This is a genomic window from Paraburkholderia phenazinium (assembly GCF_900142845.1).
Classification (GTDB): Bacteria; Pseudomonadota; Gammaproteobacteria; order Burkholderiales; family Burkholderiaceae; genus Paraburkholderia; species Paraburkholderia phenazinium_A.
Genome location: NZ_FSRU01000002.1, coordinates 1872815 through 1891629, shown reverse-complemented (window position 1 = coordinate 1891629; position 18815 = coordinate 1872815). Strand labels below are relative to the sequence as shown.

The following is an 18815-nucleotide window of genomic DNA, read 5'->3' as shown; positions in this document are numbered from 1 at the left end:
GCGAGGGGCGGCAAAGGCGCTGCGCGGGCGCCTCTGCGATGGCGCTCATATCCACGCCGCTTCCGGCGTGGATATGACGGCTGCGGTAGAATTGCCCCTCTGTCCGGCGCCGTTCGCGGCGCCTCATCCCGAAGGTCATCGTCGATGCAAATTCAGGTTCACAAGGAAGTCGATGCGCGCGGGCTGAATTGCCCGCTCCCCATTTTGCGCGCCAAGAAGGCGCTCGCCGACATGGAAAGCGGCCAGATCCTCAAGGTGCTTGCAACCGATCCCGGCTCGCAGCGCGATTTCGCCGCGTTCGCCAAACAGACCGGCAATGAGATCGTCGAAGTGTCGAGCCAGGACAAGGTGTTCGTGTTCCTGATGCGGCGCCGCTGAGCGGCGCGGCGCATGCTCTATCCATCAAGGCCGGGAACTGTCCAGGACCTTGCTCAGTTGGTCTAACGTATAGGGCTTGCGCAAGGCCTTCCAGTTGAATGTCAGCGCCGGCGCGTCGGGCATTTCGTTGCCCGAGGCGAAGATGACGCGCAACGCCGGCCGCAATTGCACCGCTTTTGCCGCCAGTTCGATACCCGACTTGCCCGGAATGGCGAGATCGGCGAGCAGCACGTCGAAGGTCCGCTCGCCGAGCCAGCGCAGCGCCTCGTCCGGCGAACCGGTTATCACCGGCTCGTGACCGAGCATCCTGATCAATTCGCTCGTGGCCTCCAGCAAGGCAACATCGTCGTCGACCAGCAGCACGCGCAGACCTGGCGTGCCCGCGTGGGCTGCGGCTAGGGTTGCCGGCCGGTCGGGTTCGGTCGCGCCGGTGGCGCGCAGCATCTGGCGAATCTTGGCGGCGAGTTGTTCGCGGCTGTAGGGCTTGCTCAACAGCTCGACGCCGGGGTCCAGCCGTCCGCCGTGCACAATCGCGTTCTGCGTATAGCCGGACGTAAACAGCACCTTCAGGCCCGGCAGGAGCCTTACCGCCTGGGCCACCATCTCGGGACTGCGCGGCAAGCCCGGCATGACGACATCGGTGAACAGCAGGTCGAGGTGAACGCCGCTGCGAATGACCGTCAGCGCCTCCTCCGTGCTGTCCGCCTTCAGTACGCGGTAGCCGAGGCCGGATAGCGTGTCGACCACCGTGGATTGCACCTTCAGGTCGTCTTCCACGACGAGGATCGTTTCAGTGCCGCCCTGCAGCTTGACGCTCGGTCGCGGCGGCGGTTCGACGGCAGTTTCGGTCGAACGCGGCAGGTAGATCCTGATGGTCGTACCGTACCCCACCTCGCTGTAGATCCGGGCGTGTCCGCCGCTTTGTCGCACGAAGCCATAGGCCGTGCTCAAGCCCAGGCCGGTTCCCTGGCCCTCCGCCTTGGTGGTGAAAAACGGCTCGAAGGCCTGTTCGACCACCTCGGGCGGCATGCCCGTGCCGGTGTCGGTCACGGCCAGCATGACGTATTGACCGGCAGGCACGTCGGGGACTCCCGTCACGTACTGGTCGTCAAGCATCGCGTTGGCGAGTTCCATGGTCAGCTTGCCGCCGTCGGGCATCGCGTCGCGCGCGTTGATCGCCAGATTCAGGATGACGTTTTCGAGCTGATGGATGTCCACCAGCGTGTTCCACAGACCGCCGGCCACCACCGTTTCCATTTCGATGGTCTCGCCGAGGGCGCGCCGCAGCAGGTCGTCCATGCCGCGGATCGCGGGTGCGAGGTTGATCACCACCGGTTGCAAAGGTTGCTGGCGACCGAACGCGAGCAGTTGCGAGGCGAGCTTCGCGCCGCGCTCGACGGCGTCGAGGGCCTTGTCCAACCGTTCGCGCGTCCAGACGTCGCCGGCATGACGCTTGTCCAGCAGTTCGAGGTTGCCGCGCAAGACCTGCAGGACATTGTTGAAGTCGTGCGCCACGCCGCCCGTCAGCTTGCCGATCGCCTCCATCTTTTGCGACTGGAACAGCGCCTTCCGTGCGTCTTCGAGCAGCCGGTTCGACTCCATCCGCTCGGTAATGTCGCGGGTGATCTTGGCGAAGCCTGCCAGCGTGCCGTCGTCTTCGCGGATCGCGTCTATTACGACGTGCGCCCAGAAGCGCGTACCGTCTTTCCGGACCCGCCAGCCTTCCGCTTCGAAGCGCCCGTCCTTTGCGGCAGCATCGAGCCCGCGCTGCGGCAGTCCCGCCGCCGCGTCCTCGGGCAGGTAAAAGCGCGAGAAATGCGAACCGATGATTTCGTCGGCCGTGTAGCCCTTGATGCGCCGGGCGCCCGAGTTCCAGTTGGTAACGAGGCCCTCCGGCGAGAGCATGAAGATGGCGTAGTCGGTGACGCCGTGAACCATAATGCGAAAGCGCCGCTCGCTTTCGAGCACGGCGTCGTGGGCGGCCTTTTTATCCGTCATGTCGCGCACGATCTTGACGAAACCGGCCAGTTGCCCATCGTCCGCGTGCAGGGCGTTAATGACGACACTGGCCCAAAACGTCGTGCCGTCCTTGCGGATCCGCCAGCCTTCGGTGTCGTGACGGCCTTTACGCCGGGCGATCTCGAGGCCGGCTGCAGGTACCCCTCGTTGCCGGTCTCCGGCGGTGTACAGGAGGTCTAGCGGCTGGCCGACGATTTCGTCCGCCTCGTATCCGTGGATCGTCCTTGCGCCTGAATTCCAGCTCAGAATCCGGCCCTCCGCCGAAATGGCGAAAATCGAATAGTCAGAGACAGAGGCAACCCACTTGTCGGTCCAGTGCTGGATCGTATTGTTTGAGTGCCGTTCATGCGGCATGTCGGACTCCCGTTTTGACTGTCTTTGAAGCGGAGGCGGCCGGTCAATATACTATTTTGCGCTACGTTGGCGGGTGGGAAAGTGGAGGAACTGCCCGTACCGGGTGCTGGACAACGTATCGTCTGCGTTTTTCTCATCCCGCAGGCGTGTGCCGGGATGGTCATGCCGCGCTGCGTGCTTACCCAAAACAAAAGGCGCTGTTGCCCGGCATGCAGGACAACAGCGCCTTTCTCGGTGCTACGGTGCGCCTTCCGGCACCTTCGCCGCGGGTCTACCGCAAACCTTCAAACTGATCGCTCAGCCTTCCAGCACCGGCGAACGCGTGCGCAGATACTCTTCGAAGTCCGCAGCCACTTCCGGGTGGCGCAGCGCGAACTCGACCGTCGCCTTCAGATAGCCGAGCTTGCTGCCGCAGTCGAAACGCGTGCCGTGGTACTTGTAGGCGAGAACCTGTTCGTCGGCGAGCAGCGACTGGATCGCATCCGTCAACTGCAGTTCGCCGCCGGCACCCGGCTTCAGCGCGCGCAGATGTTCGAAGATCCGCGGCTTGAGCACGTAACGGCCCACCACGCCGAGGTTCGACGGCGCCACTTCCGGCGCCGGCTTTTCGACGATGCCCGACATCTTGATGATCGAGTCTTCCCACTCCTTGCCGTCCACGATACCGTAGGACTTCGTTTCCGAATGCGGGATTTCTTCGACGCCGATCACCGAGCTGTGATAGTGGTCGAACACCTCGATCATTTGCGCCATCACGGGGGGCTTGCCGTACAGCAGGTCGTCCGCGAGGATCACGGCGAACGGGTTGTCGCCCACCAGCTTTTCGGCGCACATCACCGCGTGGCCGAGGCCGAGGGCTTCCGGCTGACGCACGTAGAAGCAGTCCACATGGCTCGGCTTGATGCTGCGCACCAGTTCCAGCAGCTTGTCCTTGCCGCGCGCTTCGAGCTCGGCTTCGATTTCGTAGGACTTGTCGAAGTGGTCCTCAATGGCGCGCTTGCTGCGGCCCGTGACGAAGATCATTTCGGTGATGCCGGCGGCCATCGCCTCTTCGACCGCGTACTGGATCAGCGGCTTGTCGACGATGGGCAGCATTTCCTTCGGGCTCGCCTTGGTGGCGGGGAGGAACCGGGTGCCAAGACCTGCTACCGGAAATACCGCTTTTGTAACTTTTAGCATGTTATTTACCCCTGAATCCTCTGGTGGCTACGCCTGTGCCGAGGCACAGGCATGGAGCATCAATCAGGCCGGCAGGCGCGCGAGTTGCGCGGTCAGCTTGCCGATAGTCGTTTCGTATTCTGCCAGCCTTTTCTGCTCTTGCTCAACGACTGCGGGCGGGGCCTTGGCGACGAAGCTCTCATTTTGCAGCTTGGCATTGCATTTCGTCACTTCGGCGCCCAGTCGCGCAATCTCTTTCGACAAGCGTTCGCGTTCGGCTGCGACGTCGATTTCGACCTTCAGCACCAGCTTGTCATTGCCTACGATAGCAATTGGCGCGCCATGTGCCTGAGCGTCGAGCGTGGCCTCGTCGGCGATGATCTGCACTTCCGACAACCGGGCCAGCGCCTGGGCGTACGGTGCGAAGGTGCGCAGGCGCTCGGCGTTGCCGGTGGCGAGCAGCGGCACCTTGGTGGCCGGCGACAGGTTCATTTCTCCGCGCAGGTTACGGCAGGCGTCGATGACGGCTTTCAGGTCGGCTACCCATTGCTCGGCGGCTTCGTCCAGCTTGCTCGCATCCGGGCGCGGATAAGCCTGCACCATGATAGAGGCTTCGCCCCCGGCCTTGCCTTGCGGGTAACGGTCGGCAAGGGGCGCCACCTTCTGCCAGAGCGCCTCGGTGATGAATGGAATCACCGGATGTGCCAGGCGCAACACGGTTTCGAGCACGCGCAGCAGGGTGCGGCGGGTGGCGCGCTGCTGTTCCGGCGCGCCGTTCTGGATCTGCACCTTGGCGAGTTCGAGATACCAGTCACAGTATTCGTCCCATACGAACTTGTACAGGGCATTGGCCACATTGTCGAAACGGTAGTCGGCGAAGCCCTTGGCCACTTCGGCTTCGACGCGCTGCAGATGCGAGACGATCCAGCGATCGGCCTGCGAGAAGTCGAGATATGCGCCGGGGCCGCAATTGCCTTCGCCATTCGGGCCGCACGCGTCGGCGGGCTTGCCGAAGCCGCAGTCGTGGCCTTCGCAGTTCATCAGCACGAAGCGGGTGGCGTTCCACAGCTTGTTGCAGAAGTTGCGGTAGCCCTCGCAGCGCGCGAGGTCGAAATTGACGTTGCGGCCGAGCGTGGCCATCGACGCCATGGTGAAGCGCAGCGCGTCGGTGCCGAACGCGGGAATGCCTTCGGGGAATTCCTTGCGGGTCTTTTTCTCGATCGACGCGGCCTGCTTCGGGTTCATCAGACCGGTGGTGCGCTTGGCGACGAGGGCGTCGAGACCGATGCCGTCGACGATATCGATCGGGTCGAGCGTGTTGCCCTTGCTCTTCGACATCTTCTGGCCTTCCGCGTCGCGCACGAGGCCATGCACGTAGACGGTGTCGAAAGGCACCTTGCCGGTGAAGTGGGTGGTCATCATGACCATCCGCGCGACCCAGAAGAAGATGATGTCGAAGCCGGTGACGAGCACCGACGACGGCAGGAAGGCTTCCAGTTCCTTCGTCTGGTTCGGCCAGCCGAGCGATGAGAACGGCACCAGCGCCGACGAGAACCACGTGTCGAGCACGTCTTCGTCGCGCTTCAGGGCGCCGGTATAACCCTTGGCGGCGGCTTGCGCGTGAGCCTCTTCTTCGGTTTTGGCGACGAAGATTTCGCCGTTATCGCCATACCAGGCGGGAATCTGATGGCCCCACCAGAGCTGGCGCGAGATACACCAGTCCTGGATGTTTTCGAGCCATTGATAGTACGTGGCGGTCCAGTTTTCCGGCACGAACTTGATCTGGCCGTTGCGTACGACGTCGAGCGCGGCTTCGGCGATCGACTTGCCGGGATTGAAGGTGCCTTCCGGCGCGGGCCGGCTCATGCCGACGAACCATTGGTCGGTGAGCATCGGTTCGAGGACGACGCCGGTGCGGTCGCCGCGCGGCACCATCAGCTTGTGCGGCTTGACGGATTCGAGCAGACCGATGGCTTCGAGATCGGCGACGACCTGCTTGCGTGCTTCGAAGCGATCGAGACCGCGGTACTTTTCGGGCGCGTTGTCGTTGATCTTCGCTTCGAGCGTGAGGATTTCGATTTGCGGCAGCTTGTGGCGCTGGCCGACCTGATAGTCGTTGAAATCGTGCGCGGGGGTGACCTTGACGACGCCGGTGCCGAATTCGCGGTCGACGTAGTCGTCGGCGATGATGGGGATATCGCGATCGGCGAGCGGCAGCTTGACGGACTTGCCGATCAGATGCGCGTAGCGTTCGTCTTCCGGATGAACCATGACGGCGACGTCGCCGAGCATGGTTTCGGGGCGGGTGGTGGCGACTGTCAGATGCCCTGAGCCGTCGGCGAGGGGGTACTGGATGTGCCAGAGATGGCCGTTTTCTTCTTCGCTGGCGACTTCGAGGTCGGAGACGGCGGTCATGAGGACCGGATCCCAGTTGACGAGGCGCTTGCCGCGGTAGATCAGGCCCTGTTCATAGAGACGGACGAAGACGTCGCGCACGGCGGCGGACATTTTGTCGTCCATGGTGAAGTATTCGCGGGACCAGTCGATGGAGGCGCCGAGACGGCGGACCTGGCTGGTGATGGTGGAGCCGGACTGCTGTTTCCATTCCCAGACGCGTTCGACGAACTTTTCGCGGCCGAGGTCATGGCGCGAGACTTTCTGGGCGTCCAGTTGGCGCTCGACGACGATCTGGGTGGCGATGCCGGCGTGGTCGGTGCCGGGGACCCAGAGGGTGTTTTCGCCGAGCATCCGATGGTAGCGGGTGAGGCCGTCCATGATTGTCTGGTTGAAGGCGTGGCCCATGTGGAGGGTGCCTGTGACGTTGGGCGGCGGGAGCTGGATGGAGAAGTTTTTGGTGTTTTCCGCGAACGCCGGCGCGGCGTAGGCGCGTTTTTCCCACTCCGGGCCCCATTGGGCTTCGATGTTGTGGGGTTCGAAACTCTTGGCAAGCGTGGTGTCGCTCATTGTGCGTGGTCTGGGATGCGGTGGAATCTTTCATTATAAAGGGTTGGAGGGGGGGGCTTGCGCGGCGCTTTTGGCTGTGTTCTTGGGGTGTTGGCCTTTTCTTGCATTCTTAGTGGTCTATTGGCGTCGCCCCTGTGCGGGGCGGCACTGTAGTGGTCCAATGACTCTGGACACCTCTAAAGGGGATAATTCTCCAACCGAGGTGAGAAATGAGCAGACGGAACATAACTGACGAATTCAAGGCAGAAGCGGTGCAGCTGGTGGTTGCGCAGGGCTACTCGTTCGCGAAGGCCAGCGAAGCGCTAGGTGTTGGCGATACGGCGTTGCGGCGGTGGGTGGCGCAGTGGCGCGCCGAGCAGGTCCAGCCGCCGCGCACGCAGGTGCAGGTCAAAGCTGACCAGCGGCGTATCCGGGAGCTTGAGGCGCGGGTGGTCGAGCTTGAACGTGAGCGCGACATACTAAAAAAGTCCACGGCCTTCTTCGTCAAGGAACTGGATCGCTCCTCGAAGTGATCCGTTCGCTGAAGAAGGCCTGGCCGGTGAGTCTGATGTGCAGGTTGCTGAAGGTGCCGCGAAGCAGCTACTACGCGTTCGCGGGACGGGTTTGCAAGCCGGCAGCTTCACCCGCGCTACTCAGAACTGTGCGCCAGATCCACAGCGAGAGCCGCAGCAGTTACGGCAGTCGCAGGATGGCGCGGGCGCTGCAGCAGCAAGGTCACGCGATCGGACGCTACCGGGCCCGTTCGCTGATGCGCGAGGCGCAACTGGCGGTGGCGCGACGGCGAACGCACCGCTATCGCAAGGCCGAAGGTGAAGCACTGGTGGCGCCCAACCTGCTGGAGCGCAAGTTCGAGCCGGGTGCGATCAACCGGGTATGGGCCGGTGACATTACGTATGTGAGAACGCGGCAGGGCTGGTCCTATCTGGCGATCGTGATGGATCTGCATTCGCGTCGCATCGTGGGCTGGGCGTTTGCCTTGCAGGCGGATACCGAGCTGGTGATCCAGGCGCTACAGCAGGCCCGCAGCAGCCGGCGCCCAGCCCCCGGACTGATGTTCCACTCCGACCAGGGCTGCCAGTACACCAGCGAACGCTTCGTGAGTGATCTGAAGGCAAACGGGATGGTGCAGAGCATGAGCCGAAAGGGAAACTGCTGGGACAACGCGGTGGTCGAGCGCTTCTTCAGAAGCCTGAAGAGTGAATGGATCGGAGAACAGGAGTACTGCAGTCACGAACAGGCCCAGCGCGATATCGCGGGTTACGTGGCTGACTTTTACAACTACCGGCGCATCCATTCGGCGGCCAATGATTCGCCACCGGCGCGTTATGAGGCTTCTATTTACTGAAAACCCCTTTGTGGGTGTCCAAAGGGGCTTGACCACTACAGTGCCGCCCCGCACAGGGGCGACGCAAATAGACCGATACGAATGCAAGGAAAGGCCAACACCATAGATAAAACAACCAAAACCAAGGCGCCGCAGGCAAGCAGACCCAGAGGGAACGCAAAAAAAGGCCAACCCCGTAAGCAACCCACCAAAAGCGCCGCGCAGGCAAAACCCCAAAAAACCAAACCCACCCCCGAACCTTATAATGACGAACGAACCGCCGCCGACCCTCTGGAAAATGCCCGAACTCCTCAACAACCTGAACCCCGAACAACACGCCGCGGTAACGCTCCCGAACGAACCGGCGCTGATTCTGGCCGGCGCGGGCAGCGGCAAAACCCGCGTCCTGATCACCCGCATCGCGTGGCTCATCCAGCAAGGTCTGGCATCGCCAGCCACCATCCTCGCGGTCACCTTCACCAACAAAGCCGCCCGCGAAATGATGGCGCGCCTGCAAGCTCTCCTCCCCATCGACACACGAGGCATGTGGATCGGCACCTTCCACGGCCTCTGTAACCGCATGCTGCGCGCCCATCACCGCGACGCCGGCCTGCCCGCCACCTTCCAGATCCTCGATACCGCCGACCAGCTCTCCGCGATCAAACGTCTGATGAAGGGCCTGAATATCGACGACGAAAAGTACCCGGCGAAAAATCTCCAGTACTTCATCAACAACGCCAAAGAGCAGGGCCTGCGCCCCAAAGACGTCGACGCCACCGACAACTTCAACCGCAAGTTCGTCGAACTCTACGAAGCCTACGACCAGCAGTGCCAGCGCGAAGGCGTCGTCGATTTCCCCGAACTGCTGCTGCGCTGCTTCGAACTGCTCGCCCATAATCCGCCGCTGCGTGCCCACTATCAGGCGCGCTTCCGCCACATCCTCGTCGACGAGTTCCAGGACACCAACAAGCTTCAGTACGCCTGGCTCAAGATGCTCGCCGGGCAGACCAACTCGATCTTCGCCGTCGGCGACGACGACCAGTCCATCTACGCATTCCGCGGCGCCAACGTCGGCAACATGCGCGACTTCGAACAGGAGTTCAATGTCCGCCATCTGATCAAGCTCGAGCAGAACTATCGCTCGCACGGCCACATCCTCGATGCGGCCAATCAGTTGATCGCCAATAACTCGCGGCGGCTCGGCAAGAACCTGCGCACCGACGCCGGTCACGGCGAACCCGTGCGCGTCTACGAAGCCACCACCGATACCCAGGAAGCCGGCTGGATCGTCGAGGAAATCAAGGCGCTCATCAGCACCGGCACCTCGCGCAGCGAAGTCGCCGTGCTGTACCGGAGCAACGCGCAGTCGCGCACCATCGAACACACGCTTGTCAACGCCGGTATCGCCTATCGCGTGTACGGCGGCCTACGCTTCTTCGAGCGTCAGGAAATCAAGCACGCGCTCGCCTATCTGCGCCTGATCGACAACCCGAACGACGACACCGCGTTTTCGCGCGTCGTCAATTTCCCGACTCGAGGAATCGGCGCGCGCTCGATCGAGCAGCTCGCGGACGCGGCACGGCTTTACAACTGCTCGATGGCGGCGGCGATTCCGTACGTCGCCGGCAAGGCGGGTTCGAGCCTCGCCGGCTTCGCAAATCTGATCGGCAAGATGCGCGCGGAAACCCAGCAGATGAGCTTGCCCGAGACGGTCGAGTACGTGGTGCGCGCCAGCGGTCTGTCGGAGTTTTATCAGACCGAACGCGAAGGTCAGGACCGCCTCGAGAACTTGCAGGAACTGGTCAACGCGGCGGCCGCTTTCGTCAGCGAAGAAGGCTACGGACTCGACACGCCCGCGCGTTCCATCCCGCTGCGTCCGGGTGCGACCACCGCGCCGGAACTGGTGAGCGCGACCGACGACCCCAACACCGTCGTCCTCGACGCACCGAACTTCACCGACCCCGCGCAGAACCCCGATACGATGACGCCGCTCGCCGGCTTCCTCTCGCACGCTTCGCTCGAAGCTGGCGACAACCAGGCGCAGGCCGGCCAGGAAGCCGTGCAACTGATGACGGTCCACGCGGCCAAGGGCCTCGAATTCACCGCCGTGTTTATCACCGGTCTCGAAGAAGGTCTTTTCCCGCACGAGAACAGCGCGATGGAAACCGACGGCCTCGAAGAAGAGCGCCGTCTGATGTATGTGGCGATCACGCGCGCCAAGGAGCGGCTGTATCTTTCCTTCGCGCAGAGCCGGATGCTGCACGGCCAGACGCGCTACAACATCCGTTCGCGTTTCTTCGACGAACTGCCGCAGGAAACGCTCAAGTGGCTCACGCCCAAGGTCGAAGCGGGCGCCCGTTGGGGCGGCCGTTCCGACAACGCCGGCTATGGCCGCGACTGGTTCGCCCGGCCGGGTTACACCGGTCCGTCGTCGTCGACCCCGGTGTCGCTGCCGGCGTTCGCCAATGAACAGCGCGCCGCCGAAAGCGGCTTCCGCGTCGGTCAGCAAGTGTTCCACACCAAGTTCGGCGAAGGCACGATCACCGCGCTCGAAGGTGGCGGCACGGATGCCAAGGCACAGGTCAAGTTCAAGCGGCATGGCGAGAAGTGGCTGGCGCTCGCCGTCGCCAAACTGCAGGCGGTCGAATGAGCACAGCGCAAACCGGGGCCGCGGGCGGGGGGCGTCCGCTCGGCGTCATGGCGGCCTTGCCGCAGGAACTCGGCGATCTGGTCGAGGCCATGCGCGCCGAATCCGGCGTGCGCACGGTCACGCACGGCCGCCGCGATTATCACCTCGGCACCGTGCACGGCGCGCCGTGCGTCGTGACGCTCGCGCGTATCGGCAAGGTGGCGGCGGCCGCGACGGTCAGCGCGCTGATCCATGCGTTCGATGTCGAGGCGGTGGTGTTCACGGGTGTCGCCGGCGGGGTGGGACGTGAGGTGCGGATTGGCGACGTCGTCGTGGCCGATTCCCTGACGCAGCACGATCTCGACGCCTCGCCGCTATTTCCGCGTTTTGAAGTGCCGCTGCTCGGCGTCGCACGCTTCGCCGCGGATCAGGGACTGGCGGATCAACTCGCGGCGGCAACCGGGAAGTTTGTCGCGGAAGAGGGGCCCGCGCTGGCGGCGCGCTTCGGCACGCAACTGCCGCAGGTGCATCGGGGGCTCATCATCAGCGGCGATCAGTTCGTCGCCAGTGCGGCGGCCGTCGAAGCGCTGCGCGAGGCCTTGCCCGATGCGCTCGCCGTCGAAATGGAAGGCGCCGCGATTGCCCAGGTGTGTCATGAATACGGTGTGCCGTGCGCGATCGTGCGCACGATCTCGGACACGGCTGACGCGCACGCGCCTACGTCGTTCGCGTCGTTTCTGACCGAGATCGCCGGGACGTATTCGAACGGCATTCTGAAGCGCTTTTTGCAGGCCCGCGCTGTCGCCGGCTAAGCTTTCCCACCGGCGGCCAGCGCATCGCGCACCTGCTGCAACGCGCCGGCATCTTCGATGGTCGGCAGATCGCCTGGATCGCGGCCTTCCGCCAGCGCCGCAATCGCGCGGCGCAGCAGCTTGCCGGAGCGCGTCTTCGGCAGCATCGACACCATATGCACCCGCGCCGGCCGCGCAATCGCGCCGAGCTGCCGGTCCACCGTGGTGATGAGATCGGCCTCCAGTTTCGCGCGTGCCTCGTCAGCCGCATAACGGTCCGCGTCGCGCAGCACGACGAACGCCAACGCCACCTGGCCCTTCAGCGGATCGGCCACGCCCACCACCGCGACTTCAGCCACCGCCGTATGGCTCGACAACGCTTCCTCGATCTCCCGCGTGCCGAGACGATGGCCCGCCACGTTGATCACATCGTCGGTGCGGCCGAGGATCGTCACGTAGCCGTTGGCATCCTGGATACCCCAGTCGAAGGTCGAATAGAGCTGCTGGTCCGGCACGCTCGACCAGTAGGTGCTGACGAAGCGCCGGTCGTCGCCCCACACGGTCGACATGCAGCCCGGCGGCAGCGGATAGCCCAGCGTGATCACGCCTTTCTCGCCCGGCGCACAGACTTCGCCGGTCTGCTCGTTGCGCAGCGTCAGGTTGTAGCCGTAGACCGGCACGCCCGGCGAGCCCAGCTTCGGCGGCAGCGCTTCGACGCCGCGCTGGATCGCCAGCATCGGCCAGCCGGTCTCGGTCTGCCAGTAGTTGTCGACCACCGGTTTGCCGAGCGCGTCGGCGATCCATGAGGCGGTCGGTTCGTCAAGAGGCTCACCGGCGAGGAACAGGGTGCGCAAGCTCGACAGATTGGATTTCTTCAGCAGCGCCGGGTCCTGTTTCTTGAGGACGCGCAAGGCGGTCGGCGCGGTGAACATCAGGTTGATCCGATGCTGCTCGACGAGCCGCCACCAGATGCCGCCGTCCGGGCGGATCGGGGTGCCTTCGTACATCACCGTGGTCAGGCCCGCGATCAACGGCGCATAGATGATGTAGCTATGGCCGACCACCCAGCCGATGTCCGACGCGGTGAACATGGTGTCCCCCGCGCGGCCCTCGAAGATGTACTCCATGGATGCCGCCAGCGCCACCGCATAGCCGCCCACGTCGCGCACCACGCCTTTGGGCCGCCCGGTCGTGCCTGAGGTGTAGAGCACATACGACGGCTCGTTGGACTCCAGCCACTCGCACGGCACATGGGCGTCGAAAAACTGTTCGCGCAGCGGCTCGTAGTCGACGAGGTAGCTGGCGTTCAGGCGCTCGGGCGCGAGCTGCCGGTCGATCCGCAGCACGTGCGGCGGCTTGTGTTGGGCGCGGGCGAGCGCTTCGTCGACGAGCGGCGTGTAGTCGATCACCTTGCCGCCGCGCGCGCCGGCGTCGGCGGTGACGATCAGCGCCGGCTTCGCATCGTCGATGCGTGCGGCGAGACTCGGCGCCGCGAAGCCGCCGAACACCACCGAGTGAATCGCACCGAGCCGCGCGCAGGCGAGCATCGTGAACACGGCTTCGGGGATCATCGGCAGGTAGACCAGCACGCGGTCGCCGCGCTTGACGCCGAGCGAGCGCATCACCGCGGCCATGCGGTTGATTTCCGCGTACAGCTCCGCGTAGGTGTAGCGTCGTTCGATGCCGGTTTCCGTCGATACATACACCAGCGCGTTTTGCTGCGCCCGTTCCGCGAGATGGCGGTCCACGGCGTTGTGGCACAGATTGGTCCGGCCGCCGACGAACCAGCGCGCGAACGGCGGGTTCGAACGGTCGAGGACGGTCTCGAACGGCGTCTCCCAATGGATGCGTCGCGCTTCGTCGCGCCAGAAGTCTTCGGGGGCTTCGATGGAACGGCGGTGGAACTCGCGGTAACGGGTCATCGGCGGCGATCCTTGATCCTTGTCCTGCTGCATGGGGTGAGCGAGTGTTCGGCGAAGCGCCGCGCATCCGCGCTGAGATTGCAGGACGTGTATTTACCTAAGCATAAAGGACACTCGCCCGTGCGGACAACGCGGGTTCCCCATAGTCACGGCGGCAACGTCACGCCATCAGGTTGACGACGTTGCTGCGATTGAGCGACGCAGCGAGAACGAAAGCGCAAAGTGGCGCAGCTTCGTATGCCGCTTCGTCAATTGCTGTGCGCGCTCCAGACCCTGCGACACGCTTGCTCGTCGGTACTGTGCCGCAGGCGCGTGTGGGTATTGTTCGCGTTCCCGTCAGCCTTACAGACCCTCAGGGGCTGGCCGTCACGCGCGCCGCGCTGTTGGCGCATGCGCCTTTGCCATCGTGTTGGTAACGGCGGTTTAGCGGTGTACCGGCGCCGTAGAAGCGCTATGTATGCGATACCAATTTATATTAATTAAAAGTAATGTGGTGAATATTCGAGCCTTGAGCTATAACTAATGGTTTATGTTTTTGAAGCAATTGTATTTAATTTTTCATAATATCTAAAAAATTTAATGATTCACTGGGAATTCCTTGTTCGGTGCGCTAGAACTAATCTGTGAAAGGGCAGCGGTCATCCGAAGAATTAATCGACGGTCTCCCCTGATTGTCGATCTGATCTGGATTTTTCCGGTGATATGTGTATGTAGAATAGGAGTGAATAGTGAAAAGCACGCTTAATACCGTCTCACTGGCGTACGCCGGTCAACGTCGCTCTGCAGTGAGCGGAATGTATTTACTGGGTAATGGGTATCGCGGTTTTAACCCGATTATCAGGCGATTTTGCGCATGGGATACGGCGAGTCCGTTTGGCAGTGGAGGGGTGCACGGCTATGGTTACTGCTCGGGGGATCCGGCGAACCAGACGGATCCGTCAGGGCACGGGCCGGTTCTTAATCTTTTGGTCTCGCTTGGGTTGGCTGTCGGGCGAAATGCACGGCGCGCAGGTGTGGCTGACGCAGGTGCGGCAGCGGGTGAAGCTGCCGCAGACGCGGGCGCCGAAATCGGAGCGGACGCTGTCGCGGAGTCTCGAACGTTTACGTTTTATCGGCAAGACGGTCGTAGCATGGAAGAATTAAACGAGGCGGGGGGATTTCAGGCATTTGCTGAACTGGACTCAGAGGGCGCGCAACAATATATGGATTTTTTCCTTGGAGACGACGATTTGTCTGCTGTGCATCCCACCGCTCGAAATGCGCTCAGGAAAAAATTCCCGAACGGGAGAAAAGGTGGGAAGCTACTCGATCTGAGTTTTCATGTTAAAAATACAGTAAATAGGACTGATACCACGTGGATTTCCACCGCTGTAAAGGAGGGCGGGGGAGGTAGAGAAAGGGGCTACATGTATAAGATAACGATGGAGCTTCGTGAGTATCAACGCAGCGGGGGAAAATGGATTCCATTTGATCCGGGAAAACCTCGGACTCAAGTGAATCAGCAGATTCTAGTGGGCGGCACGAAGGAAAATCCATTCATTGCGATGAATCATGGGGGGAGCGAGGACCTCAGGGAAGTGTCGTTTTTTACGAGCATTCCAATGAGATTCATTGAAGAAGTCCGGTTGCCTAGTTGAGGCGCTCCATTGAGCATGTTAAAAGGAAAAGGCGCCGAAGCGCCTTTCCTTATCCGATTTGCATGAAGCACCCCTTCAGGCCTTCGCGCGCTTACCCTCAATGTTCGGCAGGAACACCGTCAGCACCCCGATCAGCGGCAGGAACGAGCAGACCTTATAGACGTAGGCGATGCTGGTGGCATCCGCCAGTTGACCGAGCACCGCCGCGCCGATCCCGCCCAGCCCGAACGCGAAGCCGAAGAAGAGCCCCGCGACCATCCCAACCTTGCCCGGAATCAGCTCCTGCGCATACACGAGGATCGCCGAGAAGGCCGATGCCAGCACCACGCCGATCACCACGGTCAGCACGCCGGTCCAGAACAGGTTGGCGTACGGCAGCAGTAACGTGAACGGCGCGACGCCGAGGATCGACACCCAGATCACATACTTGCGGCCGATGCGGTCGCCGATCGGACCGCCGATGATGGTGCCCGCTGCGACGGCCGCAAGGAACACGAACAGATGGACCTGCGCGGCTTGCACCGGCAGATGGAACTTGGCGATCAGATAGAAGGTGAAGTAGCTGTTGATGCTGGCGAGATAGAAGTACTTCGAGAACACCAGCAGCACCAGCACGCCCATCGCGAACAGCACCTTGCTGCGCGACAGCGTGGCGTGGCCGGCCTGCGCCCCGCGCGCCTTCTTGGTGGCCGGATGGCGCTTGTACCAGCGGCCGATCTGCGTGAGCACGAAGATCGCCACCAGCGCCGCCACCGACACCCACGCAATGCTGCGCTGGCCGTGCGGGATGATGATCAGCGCGGCGAGCAACGGCCCCAGCGACGAGCCGGCGTTGCCGCCGACCTGGAACAGCGACTGGGCGAGGCCGTGCTGGCCGCCCGAGGCCATGCGCGCCACCCGCGACGACTCAGGATGGAACACCGACGAGCCGCAGCCGACCAGGGCCGCCGCGACCAGCAGAATGCCGAAGCTCGGCGCAACCGACATCAGCAGCAAACCGGCCAGCGTAAAACCCATGCCGACGGGTAGGGAATAGGGCTTCGGGTGCTTGTCGGTGTAGATGCCGATGAGTGGCTGCAGCAGCGATGCGGTGATCTGGTAGGTCAGCGTGATCAGGCCGATCTGCCCGAACGACAGCGAAAAATTGGCCTTCAGCATCGGATAGATCGCGAGGATCAGCGACTGGATCATGTCGTTGATCAGGTGCGAGAAGCTGATTGCGCCGAGCACCGAGTAGACCGTGCGCTGGGCTTTGGTGGCGAGAGGGGACGCAGCAGGACCGGAGGCGGCGCCGGCCAGGGCGGTTTTGTCGAGGCTCGTTTCCATACGCTTGAGAGAAGGTGAGAAAGGTGAGCGAGGGCCGGAGTCGCTTGCAGCGGCATTTCGACGCAGCGACCGGCGCTTTAGGATGTTTCACAAAGTGTAATGTGGCTCGCGTGAAATGTTCGGACAACTTTTGTCGCGAACCGGACAACAATCGGGTCGAAGACGGCACCGCGATGGGGCAAGCCGGCGCGTGGCTGCCACGCGCGAGCTGCGTGCGCAAGTTGCCGGGGACGCCGCCGAGGCGAATTTTGGCCGTGTATAAAGCGGTCGCGGGGGCATGGCTTACCAGGCGATGCGCCTACGGGGACGGAGCGCTGCGCGCCGGCGGCATTAAAGATTGCAGCCGGAAATGCCGTAGACCCGGTGAGATAACAAGGAATGCCGGAACCGACCGTTTCGGCAGGCGATACGTGGGGACCAAAATATGAAAGCAGTTTCGCTAGGCAGCCAGCCGGGCGTGGGGTTCGTGGCGGGCGGCGAGCCGGCGGGTGGCGCGTCGCCTTCGCATCAGCCGGCTGGGCGGCTCAAGGGCTTGTCCGTCAAGGCGATGCTGCGACTGGCGTTTGCCGTGCTGCTGATCGGCACGCTCGTGATCGGGGTGTTTTCGTTGACCCAGATCAGCCGGCTCAACGCGTCGGCGCAATCCATCTATGACCAGGGCCATGTGGCGAGCCGGGCGGCTGAGGAAGCGCGCGGCTACGTGCTGCGGGCAAGCCGGGCGCAAAAGATGTTGCTGACCGCGACGACGGCCAAGGAGCGCGACGAACTGGGCGCGGACATCGACAAGGGTCTCTCGGGCATCTCCACCCAGATGAGCACGCTGCAACAGTACGTGGACAGCTCGGACGCAGCCCAGGTCGAGCAGCAGAAGAAATTCGCCGCCGCGGTGGCGACCTGGAGCGGTCACCTGCGCGATTTCGTGACGTTGGTGAAGGCGCAGCCGCTGGATCTGTCGCAGATGAACTGGCAGGTCGGCATGCAGGACGTGTCGTTGCTGGTGGAGACGGAAAAGCTCGAGAAGATGGTCGACACGCTGGTCGAGCAACGTAGCGTGGCGGCGAAGGCGACCATCGAGGCGTCGGCCTTCATTTACCACTCGTCGTTTGTGATGATGGCCGCGATGACGATCGGCCTGATCGTGCTGGCGTTTGCCGTCAGCGAATGGGTGGTGCGGCGCCTCGCGCGGCAACTGGGCGGCGAGCCGGTGTATGCCAAGGAGATTGCGAGCCGGATTGCGGCGGGCGATCTGTCGAACCGGATTGCGCTGGCGCGCAACGACCGGTCGAGCATGTTGTCGGCGCTGCATGACATGCAGAGTGGGCTGTCGACGACGGTATCGGACATTGCCGCGAGTGCGGATGCGATTGCGACGGCGTCGGGCGAGATTTCGATGGGCAACCTGGACCTGTCGCAGCGGACTGAGCAGCAGGCGATGGCGCTGGAGCGTACGGCGAGCAGCATGGAGCAGTTGACATCGACGGTGCGGCAGAACGCCGACAACGCGAAGCAGGCGAGCACACTGGCCAACAACGCCTCGGAGATTGCGGAGAAAGGTGGCGCGGTGGTGAGCCGCGTGGTGGCGACGATGAGCGAGATCAATGACAGCGCGAAGAGCATTGGCGACATCATTGGCGTGATTGAGGGGATTGCTTTCCAGACCAACATTCTGGCGCTGAACGCGGCGGTCGAGGCGGCGCGCGCGGGCGAGGAGGGGCGTGGTTTCTCGGTGGTGGCGGGCGAGGTGCGCAATCTGGCGCAGCGCAGCGCGGGGGCGGCCAAGGAGATCAAGGCGTTGATCAGCGCGTCGGTCGAGCGGGTGGGGAACGGGTCTGCGTTGGCGCAGGATGCCGGGAACACCATGGATGAGGTCGTGAAGGCAGTGAAGCGCGTCACGGACATCATGGGGGAGATTTCGGCTGCCTCTGCCGAGCAGAGTTCTGGGATCGAGGAGATTAACCTCGCGGTTACGCAGATGGATGCTGGGACTCAGCAGAATGCGGCGCTTGTCGAGCAGGCTACCGCTGCTGCCCGGTCTCTGGATGATCAGGCTCAGGCTTTGAAGGGGATGGTGGGGAAGTTTCGGTTAAGGGGGTAATTTTTTGTCTTGCAGGGGGCTTGGGGGTTTTTAGCACTCGCGGGTGTTGCCTGCGCACTGCCGCGCACGCGTATCAGTGCGAATAGCTGGCGAACCAAGCAGCAAGTCGGTCTTTCTGGATAGCAATTCGTACTGCCATGCAATTCGTGGCTCGTCCTTACGCAACATTCTCCTCGGGGTGCCCATTTCCGGCACCCCTTTTTTCGTCTTGTGGAAGT

11 protein-coding genes are annotated in these 18815 nt (G+C 62.9%); 6 read left to right on the top strand and 5 right to left on the bottom strand.

Annotated features, from left to right (window positions below):
* Positions 1–150 precede the first annotated feature (150 nt).
* Positions 151–378, top strand: coding sequence for a sulfurtransferase TusA family protein (locus BUS12_RS25380; RefSeq protein ID WP_074301701.1), 228 nt, complete (start codon positions 151–153; stop codon positions 376–378).
* 24 nt (positions 379–402) lie between these two features.
* Here BUS12_RS25380 and BUS12_RS25375 read toward each other — a convergent pair whose 3' ends face one another.
* The 3 genes from BUS12_RS25375 to BUS12_RS25365 form a co-directional block, all read right to left on the bottom strand.
* On the bottom strand, positions 403–2751 hold the full coding sequence (locus BUS12_RS25375) for a hybrid sensor histidine kinase/response regulator (RefSeq protein ID WP_074300181.1): 2349 nt from the start codon (positions 2749–2751) through the stop codon (positions 403–405).
* Positions 2752–3048: 297 nt separating this feature from the next.
* Positions 3049–3930, bottom strand: coding sequence for a UTP--glucose-1-phosphate uridylyltransferase GalU (galU, locus tag BUS12_RS25370; protein WP_074263933.1), 882 nt, complete (start codon positions 3928–3930; stop codon positions 3049–3051).
* 63 nt (positions 3931–3993) lie between these two features.
* The gene (locus BUS12_RS25365) at positions 3994–6873 is read right to left on the bottom strand and encodes a valine--tRNA ligase (protein WP_074300180.1); all 2880 of its coding nucleotides are present in this window, start codon (positions 6871–6873) and stop codon (positions 3994–3996) included.
* 209 nt (positions 6874–7082) lie between these two features.
* On the opposite strand from BUS12_RS25365, the gene BUS12_RS25355 reads away from it, so the two are divergent.
* The 3 genes from BUS12_RS25355 (at position 7083) to BUS12_RS25345 (ending at position 11638) form a co-directional block, all read left to right on the top strand.
* Positions 7083–8218, top strand: a protein-coding gene (locus BUS12_RS25355; protein ID WP_253190019.1) for an IS3 family transposase whose coding sequence is annotated in 2 segments (ribosomal slippage) — positions 7083–7341 and positions 7341–8218 — 1137 coding nt in all. Because the reading frame shifts where the segments join, the coding sequence is not laid out codon by codon here.
* Positions 8219–8495: 277 nt separating this feature from the next.
* Positions 8496–10847, top strand: a complete 2352-nt coding sequence (locus tag BUS12_RS25350) for a UvrD-helicase domain-containing protein (RefSeq protein WP_074301700.1) — start codon at positions 8496–8498, stop codon at positions 10845–10847.
* Positions 10844–11638: a 5'-methylthioadenosine/adenosylhomocysteine nucleosidase gene (locus BUS12_RS25345; protein ID WP_074300179.1), complete on the top strand. Its 795-nt coding sequence runs from the start codon at positions 10844–10846 to the stop codon at positions 11636–11638. The genes BUS12_RS25350 and BUS12_RS25345 overlap by 4 nt, the downstream gene beginning before the upstream one ends.
* Here BUS12_RS25345 and BUS12_RS25340 read toward each other — a convergent pair.
* The gene (locus BUS12_RS25340) at positions 11635–13539 is read right to left on the bottom strand and encodes a propionate--CoA ligase (protein ID WP_253190210.1); all 1905 of its coding nucleotides are present in this window, start codon (positions 13537–13539) and stop codon (positions 11635–11637) included. The two genes, BUS12_RS25345 and BUS12_RS25340, sit on opposite strands and share 4 nt — an antisense overlap.
* 728 nt (positions 13540–14267) lie before the next feature.
* On the opposite strand from BUS12_RS25340, the gene BUS12_RS25335 reads away from it, so the two are divergent.
* Complete coding sequence (locus BUS12_RS25335; protein WP_074300177.1) at positions 14268–15176, top strand: RHS repeat-associated core domain-containing protein; 909 nt, start codon at positions 14268–14270, stop codon at positions 15174–15176.
* 75 nt (positions 15177–15251) lie between these two features.
* On the opposite strand, the gene BUS12_RS25330 is transcribed toward BUS12_RS25335, so the two are convergent.
* The gene (locus tag BUS12_RS25330; RefSeq protein WP_074300176.1) at positions 15252–16502 is read right to left on the bottom strand and encodes an MFS transporter; all 1251 of its coding nucleotides are present in this window, start codon (positions 16500–16502) and stop codon (positions 15252–15254) included.
* 424 nt (positions 16503–16926) lie between these two features.
* Between BUS12_RS25330 and BUS12_RS25325 the strand changes: the two genes are divergently transcribed.
* Positions 16927–18597, top strand: a complete 1671-nt coding sequence (locus tag BUS12_RS25325; protein ID WP_074300175.1) for a methyl-accepting chemotaxis protein — start codon at positions 16927–16929, stop codon at positions 18595–18597.
* The last annotated feature ends 218 nt before the right edge of the window (positions 18598–18815 follow it).

Coding starts and splice junctions, on each gene's coding strand:
- BUS12_RS25345 (WP_074300179.1), top strand. CDS start 10,844: ATGAGCACAGCGCAAACCGGGGCCGCGGGCGGGGGGCGTCCGCTCGGC.
- BUS12_RS25350 (WP_074301700.1), top strand. CDS start 8,496: ATGCCCGAACTCCTCAACAACCTGAACCCCGAACAACACGCCGCGGTA.
- BUS12_RS25330 (WP_074300176.1), bottom strand. CDS start 16,502: ATGGAAACGAGCCTCGACAAAACCGCCCTGGCCGGCGCCGCCTCCGGT.
- BUS12_RS25365 (WP_074300180.1), bottom strand. CDS start 6,873: ATGAGCGACACCACGCTTGCCAAGAGTTTCGAACCCCACAACATCGAA.
- BUS12_RS25325 (WP_074300175.1), top strand. CDS start 16,927: ATGAAAGCAGTTTCGCTAGGCAGCCAGCCGGGCGTGGGGTTCGTGGCG.
- BUS12_RS25375 (WP_074300181.1), bottom strand. CDS start 2,751: ATGCCGCATGAACGGCACTCAAACAATACGATCCAGCACTGGACCGAC.
- BUS12_RS25340 (WP_253190210.1), bottom strand. CDS start 13,539: ATGACCCGTTACCGCGAGTTCCACCGCCGTTCCATCGAAGCCCCCGAA.
- galU (WP_074263933.1), bottom strand. CDS start 3,930: ATGCTAAAAGTTACAAAAGCGGTATTTCCGGTAGCAGGTCTTGGCACC.